8 protein-coding genes are annotated in these 6,594 nt (G+C 71.9%); 5 read left to right on the top strand and 3 right to left on the bottom strand.

Going from position 1 to position 6,594, the window contains the following annotated elements; genetic code table 11:
• The 4 genes from ACFTZL_RS38695 to ACFTZL_RS38680 all read left to right on the top strand — a co-directional run.
• Positions 1–563 (top strand): transcriptional regulator (locus ACFTZL_RS38695; RefSeq protein ID WP_382593283.1); only part of this gene is annotated, 563 nt, incomplete at its 5' end.
• Positions 560–1,537: a pyridoxal-phosphate dependent enzyme gene (locus ACFTZL_RS38690; protein ID WP_382593281.1), complete on the top strand. Its 978-nt coding sequence runs from the start codon at positions 560–562 to the stop codon at positions 1,535–1,537. The genes ACFTZL_RS38695 and ACFTZL_RS38690, both read left to right, overlap by 4 nt.
• Before the next feature lie 141 nt (positions 1,538–1,678).
• Positions 1,679–2,035, top strand: a complete 357-nt coding sequence (locus ACFTZL_RS38685) for a cupin domain-containing protein (RefSeq protein ID WP_382593278.1) — start codon at positions 1,679–1,681, stop codon at positions 2,033–2,035.
• Positions 2,036–2,127: 92 nt separating this feature from the next.
• The gene (locus ACFTZL_RS38680; RefSeq protein ID WP_382593275.1) at positions 2,128–2,832 is read left to right on the top strand and encodes an SDR family oxidoreductase; all 705 of its coding nucleotides are present in this window, start codon (positions 2,128–2,130) and stop codon (positions 2,830–2,832) included.
• A 12-nt stretch (positions 2,833–2,844) separates the two neighbouring features.
• Here the strand turns inward: ACFTZL_RS38680 and ACFTZL_RS38675 are convergent, their stop codons facing one another.
• Positions 2,845–4,209, bottom strand: a complete 1,365-nt coding sequence (locus ACFTZL_RS38675; protein ID WP_382593272.1) for a VWA domain-containing protein — start codon at positions 4,207–4,209, stop codon at positions 2,845–2,847.
• Positions 4,206–5,063 carry an AAA family ATPase gene (locus ACFTZL_RS38670; protein WP_382593286.1) on the bottom strand — a complete coding sequence of 286 codons (858 nt, stop codon included), beginning with the start codon at positions 5,061–5,063 and terminating at the stop codon, positions 4,206–4,208. The genes ACFTZL_RS38675 and ACFTZL_RS38670 overlap by 4 nt, the downstream gene beginning before the upstream one ends.
• A gap of 139 nt (positions 5,064–5,202) precedes the next feature.
• Between ACFTZL_RS38670 and ACFTZL_RS38665 the strand changes: the two genes are divergently transcribed.
• Positions 5,203–5,775, top strand: coding sequence for a TetR/AcrR family transcriptional regulator (locus ACFTZL_RS38665; RefSeq protein ID WP_382593269.1), 573 nt, complete (start codon positions 5,203–5,205; stop codon positions 5,773–5,775).
• A gap of 72 nt (positions 5,776–5,847) precedes the next feature.
• On the opposite strand, the gene ACFTZL_RS38660 is transcribed toward ACFTZL_RS38665, so the two are convergent.
• Positions 5,848–6,594: FtsX-like permease family protein (locus ACFTZL_RS38660; RefSeq protein WP_382593267.1), on the bottom strand; the 747-nt coding region annotated here is incomplete at its 5' end.

Raw genomic sequence — 6,594 nt, 5'->3', positions numbered from 1 at the left:
ACCCGGAGAAGTCGGTGGTCGCCGTCGCCGGATCGGTGACCGGGCGGACGGTGGGCGGCGCGATGAGCGAGATCGGCATGCGCGTCCTCGCCGGGGGTGACGAGGCGGCCGACGAACTGAACTACGTCACCCGCACCCGGAACGGAACGCTGGTGAAGTCCTCCACGATGGTGCTGAGGGATTCCACGGGAGCCGTGTTCGGCGCGCTCTGCGTCAACGTGGACGTCGGCGCCGTCAGCCAGGTCCACGGCCTGCTCGGCGCGCTCGCCGGAATCCGTCCCGAGCCGGCGGAGCTGCCGACCACGACCTTCGGCAACGACATCGACTCCGTGGTCGACGCCCTCGTCGACGTCCACCAGTCGAAGCAGCGGGGGAGCTGGGCGGAACTGGACCGCGCGGAGCGGCTGGAGCTGTTCGGCGGGCTGGACACCCGCGGTGTCTTCGCCGTGCGCGGCGCGGTCGAGCAGGTCGCCGCCCGGCTCGGCATCTCCCGCGCCTCCGCCTACAACTACCTCTCCCAGGCCCGGGCCGCCCACGACACTTCCACCGGAGGACCCGCGTGACGACCACCACCCCACCGGTCACCCTCGACGACGTCCGGGACGCCGCCGCCCGGCTCAAGGGCGTCGCCCACCGCACCCCGGTGCTGCGCTCCCGCACCCTCGACGCACTCGCCGGCGCCGAGATCCACCTCAAGTGTGAGAACTTCCAGCGCATCGGCGCCTTCAAGTTCCGCGGCGCCTACAACGCCGCCTCCCGCCTCACCCCCGAGCAACTGTCGCGGGGTATCGCCGCCTACTCCTCCGGCAACCACGCCCAGGCCGTCGCCCTGGCCGCCCGAGAGCTCGGCACCACCGCCGTGATCGTCATGCCGGAGGACGCCCCGCCGTCCAAGCGGGCGGCCACCGCCGGCTACGGCGCCGAGATCGTCACCTACGACCGCTACACCGGCGACCGCGTGGCCGTCGCCGAGGCCCTGGCCGCCGAGCGGGGTCTCACCGTCATCCCGCCGTACGAGCATCCGCACGTGATGGCCGGGCAGGGCACGGCAGCGCTCGAACTCCTCGAAGAGGTGGGGGAGTTGGGGGTGATGGTGACACCGGTCGGTGGCGGCGGACTCATGGCCGGGAGTGCCACGGTGGCCAAGGGGCTGCACCCGGACATCCGGATGATCGGCGTCGAACCGGAGGCCGGGGACGACACCAAGCGCTCGCTGGAGGCCGGACGGCGGATCAGCATCCCGGTGCCGCACACGATCGCCGACGGACAGGCCCTGCACACACCGGGCGAACTCACCTTCTCCGTCAACCGGCGGCTCGTCGACGGGATCGCGCTGGTCACCGACGATGAGATCCGGGACGCGATGCGGTTCGCCTTCGAACGCCTGAAGATCGTCCTCGAGCCGAGCGGCGCCACCCCGCTCGCCGCCCTGCTGACCGGCCGCGCGGGTCGTCTCCCACGCCGCGTCGGCGTCATCCTCTCCGGCGGCAACATCGACACCGGGCGCTTCGCCGAACTCTGCGGAAACGAGGGCTGAGCGGGCGTTCTTCGGTTGGCGGCCCCGGAGGGACGGGCGGACGATTGAGGGGTAGGAGGCCGGCCGCCGACGGCGGTGCCCAGGGCCGCCGGGGAGACCGGCCCCCGGCCGCGGTGCGCCGCGGTCGGAAGGGAGCGCGTCATGTTGGAAGTGAAGACGCTCGACAAGCCGGACGAGCGGCGTGATTTTCCCCGCGGTCACCTCGAAGCCGTCCACATGACGGAGCTCGACTTCGCCGTGGCGACCTTCGAGCCCGGCTGGCGCTGGTCGGAGTCCGTGGGCCCGATCGCGGGCACCGACAGCTGTCAGATGCACCACAACGCCTACATGCTCCAGGGTCGCATGCACATTCGCATGGACGACGGCGGTGAGAGCGAGGTCGGCCCCGGCGACGTCTTCGTCTGCACGCCCGGCCACGACTCCTGGGTGGTGGGCGACGAGCAGGTCGTGGTCTACGACTTCCAGGGGCAGTCGGCGAGGGAGTTCGCGAAGAAGTAGCGCCCTCTTGCTCTCCGGAAACCGATCGGTTTACGCTTCCCTTCACGGGAAACCGATCGGTTTCCTGTGTGGAGAACATGAGGGAGACCCCTATGACCGCCATCGAAGGTTCCGTCGCGCTGGTCACCGGCGGCAGCCGCGGCATCGGCCGGGCCCTGGTCGAGGCCCTGTACGAGCGAGGTGCCGAGAAGGTGTACGCCACCGCCCGCGACCCGCGCACCGTCACGCACCCCGACGCCGTGCCGCTCGCGCTGGAGGTCACCGACCCCGCGTCCGTCGCGGCGGCGGCCGAGCGGGCGCAGGACGTCACCCTGCTGATCAACAACGCGGGCGCGTCGGTGAACGCGAACTTCCTCGACTCGCCCGTCGAGGACGTCCGCCGCGAGTTTGAGACCAACTTCTACGGTCCGCTCCTGGTGACCCGGGCCTTCGTCCCCGTCATCGAGCGCAACGGCGGCGGCCACATCCTCAACCTGCACTCCGTGCTGTCGTGGATCGGCCTCGCCGGCTCCTACAGCGCGTCCAAGGCCGCCTTCTGGTCCCAGACCAACTCGCTGCGACTCGACCTGAAGCCGCGGGGCATCGAGGTCACCGGCCTGCATGTCGGGTACGTCGACACCGATCTGACCGCCGCCGTCGACGCTCCGAAGTCCACGGCCGAGAGTGTCGCGGCCCAGGCCCTCGACGGGATCGCGTCGGGTGCCTACGAGGTCCTGGCCGATGACATCTCCCGGCAGGTCAAGGCCGGGCTGGCGGCCGACCCTGCCGCTCTCTACCCGCAGCTCGCCGTCGCCTGATCACGCCCTCGGTCACACCGGCAGCAGCCGTGCCACCAGCGCGCTGAGCTGTCCGACATTGCGGCACTCGTGCATCTCGACCAGCTCGGCATAGAGCGGCGCGACGGAATCGCCCGTGCCCCACAGGGAGCGCTGCTCGGGGTTCAGCCAGTAGACGCGGCGCGCCCGTTCGGCGATCCGCCGTACGGCGGGCAGATTCGGGTCGCTCCGGTTCGTCCGGGCGTCACCGAGGACGAACACGGTCGTGCGCGGACCGACCGCGTCGCCGTAGATCTCGGCGAACTCGCCCAGCGCCGTGCCGTAGTCGCTGCTGTCGTGCCATCCGGTGAGGGTGGCCTCCGCCCCGATGCGGACGCTGAGCCCCTCCGGGTCCGCGGTGCCGTGCCGAAGGAGCGCGGTCACCTCGTCGATCCGGTTGACGAAGGCGAACACCCGCACCTTGCTGAACTGGTCGTGCAGTGCCTGGACCAGCAGCATCGTGAAGTCCGAGAAGCCGGACACCGACCCCGACACATCGCACAGCAGCACCAGTTCGGGCCGGGCCGGGCGGCGCCGGCGCAGCACCGGCTTCATCGGCACCCCGCCCGTCGACAGCGAACCGCGCAGGGTCCGCCGCAGGTCGATCGTGCCCCGGGAGGCGCGGCGGCGCCGGGCCGCGAGCCGGGTCGCGAGCTTGCGGGCGAGCGGCTGAACCGCCCTGCGCAGCTCGGCCAGCCGGGCCTTCCCGGCGAACAGGAAGTCGACCCGTTCGGCGGTCGGGGCCACCGCCCGCCGGGCGATCTCGTCCCGGTCGCGCCGCTCGGCGACCCGGCGCCGCGCCTCCGTGGCCACCAACGCGCGGAAAGCGTCGATCCGTCGCCGGATCTCGTCCTCCAGCAGCCGGTCGGCGAATCCCGAACTGCCGCCCTGTCCCCGCACGTTGTCGCGGACCCGGGCGAGCAGGGTCTGCGGGCGCAGCCGTTCGAGCGCCTGGTACGACGACCAGCCGTCCGACTCCGGCGAGGAGCCGTAGCCCCCGAAACCGTCGACCGCCTCGACCGCAAGCCGGCCCAGCAGCGCCTGGTCGTCGGCGGCGAGTGCCGCTGCCAGCCGGTCGCGCAGATCGTCCCGTCCGGCGGCCTTCTGCTCCGGGCCGCCGACGCCGCGCGGGAAGTACAGGTCGAAGACCGGGTCGAACACCTGCCGTTGCCCGGTGCCGTGCAGCAGCGTCGCCGCCAGCCCCTCGCGCAGCAGCTCCCGGTCCGTGAGGCCGAGCACCTCGATCGCCTGCCCCGCGTCGACCGTCTCGCCGGTGCCGATCCGGATGCCGTGCGCGCGCAGCGCCCCGACCAGGGACGTCAGCCGCTCCGCGACACCCGCGCTCGCCGGGGTGGTCACAGGGCGTCCAGGTCGAGCTTGGCGCTCGCCTTGAGGACGTCCTCCTGATGCTTGAGGAGCACGCCGAGGCTGGCCCGTACGACCGTCTCGTCCAGGGTGCCGGCGCCCAGCGCGAGCAGCGTGCGCGCCCAGTCGATGGTCTCGGCGACCGACGGCACCTTGCGCAGGTCCATCGCCCGCAGCGCGCCCACCACCCGGACGACCGAGCGGGCCAGTGCCTCGTCGAGCCCCGGCACCTTCAGCCGTACGATCCGGCGCTCCAACTCCTCGTCGGGGAAGCCGATGTGGAGGAAGAGGCAGCGGCGGCGCAGCGCCTCGGACAGCTCCCGGCTCGCGTTGGAGGTGAGGACGACGAAGGGGCGGCGCGTCGCCGTGATGGTGCCCAGTTCGGGCACGGTCACCTGGAAGTCGCTGAGCACCTCCAGGAGCAGGCCCTCCACCTCGACGTCCGCCTTGTCGGTCTCGTCGATCAGCAGCACCTTGGGGTCCTCGCCCCGGATGGCGGTCAGCAGTGGCCGGGTGAGCAGGAACTCCTCGCTGAAGATGTCCGTGCGCGTCTCGTCCCACGACTCGTCGCGGCCCGCGCTGATGCGCAGGAGCTGCTTGGCGTGGTTCCACTCGTACAGCGCCCGGGACTCGTCGACCCCCTCGTAGCACTGGAGGCGCACGAGCCGCGCGTCGGCGACCTCGGCGACGGCCTTGGCGAGCTCCGTCTTGCCGACCCCGGCCGGGCCCTCGACCAGCAGCGGCTTGCCCAGGCGGTCGGCGAGGAAGACGGTCGTGGCGACGGCGGGCGAGGCGAGATACCCGGTCTCGGCCAGACGTGCGGAGACGTCGTCGACGGATGTGAACAACGGGGCCTCCAGGTCAGCGGCGACGATCAGAGCACTATCTAAGCGCTTGTTCAGCCAGGATGTCACGGGGGTTCCGGGTACCGGAAGGTGGTAGACCGATCGGTTTCCCAGCGCCCCGGGGCGAGGTAGCCTCACCTCTATGGCCACCACAGACAAGGCGTCCACCCGGGACCGGCTGCTCGACGCGGCGGCCGAGATCTTCTACCGCGAGGGCGTCTCCGTCGGCGTGGAGGCGCTGTGCCGGAGCGCCGGGGTCTCGAAGCGGTCCATGTACCAGCTCTTCGCGAGCAAGGACGAGGTCCTGGCGGCGAGCCTGGCCCGGCTCCTCCCGGAGTACGAGGCACGGCTGGTGCCCGGCCCGCAGGAGGAGACCGGAACTCCGCGCGAGCGGATCCTGCATGTCTTCGAACGACTGGAGAAGGCCTCCGCCGAACCCGCCTACCAGGGCTGCCCCTATCTCGCCGCCCTGGTCGAGCTCAAGGATCCCGAGCACCCGGCGAGTGTGGTCGCCCGCGGAGCGAAGGAGTGGCTCCTGGGCTTCTTCCGCGCGCAGGCCGAGGAGGGCGGGGCCCGGGACCCGGAGCTGCTCGCCCGACAGCTCATGCTGGTCTTCGACGGGGCCGGAGCCCGGGCGGGGGCCGGGATCGAGACCCTGGACGGCCTGACCGCGGCGACCGTGACCGCGCTGCTGGACGCGTCCGGCATGCGGTGAGGGGACGGCCGCCGAAGCGACCGCCCCCCTCGCGGCCGCCGAAGCGACCGCCCCTCGCGACCGTCCTGTTCATCACGCCACCGCGACCGCCCCGACAGCCGGAGTGCGCAGCGTCCGCCGGGCCGTGACCAGGCTCGTGCCCAGCGTCACCACCGCCGCGACCGCGACGACCGCCGCGCCGATGCCGAAGAACTCGCCCGGCACCACCTCGTCGGTGCGCACCACGGTGAAGGGGACGACCCCCGCCAGCGCCGCCAGCGTGCCGAAGAACACCCCCGTGACCATCAGGATCAGCCCTTCGACCCCCACCAGCCCGAGCACCTGCCCCGGAGTGGCCCCCGCGAGGCGCTGCTGCCCGAACTCCCGGATCCGGTAACTGGTCGCCGCGTAGAGCGAGTTGACCAGCATGACGCACACGAAGACCACGATGATGCCGACGACCGTGAAGTTGAGCGTCTCGAGGGTCTTCGCGTCGACCGACTTCACCGCCCCCGAGGCCTCGATGGCATCGCTCTCCACCACCTGCATGGTCAGCGTCGCCGTGGCGACCGCCGTGAACAGGATCAGCGACATCAGGATCCCGGCGAGCTGCCCGGCCCGCTCGCGCAGATTGCGCACCGCCAGCCAGCCGCTCGCGCCGCTCAGCGGCAGCCGGTCCAGCACGACCGCCAGCAGCCGCGGCGCCCGCAGCGCGCACCCGACGGACAGCAGGATCGCCCCGTACGTCGGCGGCGCCATCAGCGCGGCGTCCGTCGCCGAGAACACGAACGTCGAGGTCGCCGACGCGGCACCGGCCACCAGAGCCGCGTAGGCGAGGAC

Origin of the sequence: Streptomyces sp. NPDC056948 (assembly GCF_042674225.1) — a bacterium.
Classification (GTDB): Bacteria; Actinomycetota; Actinomycetes; order Streptomycetales; family Streptomycetaceae; genus Streptomyces; species Streptomyces purpurascens.
This window is presented reverse-complemented; position numbering and strand designations above follow the sequence as displayed.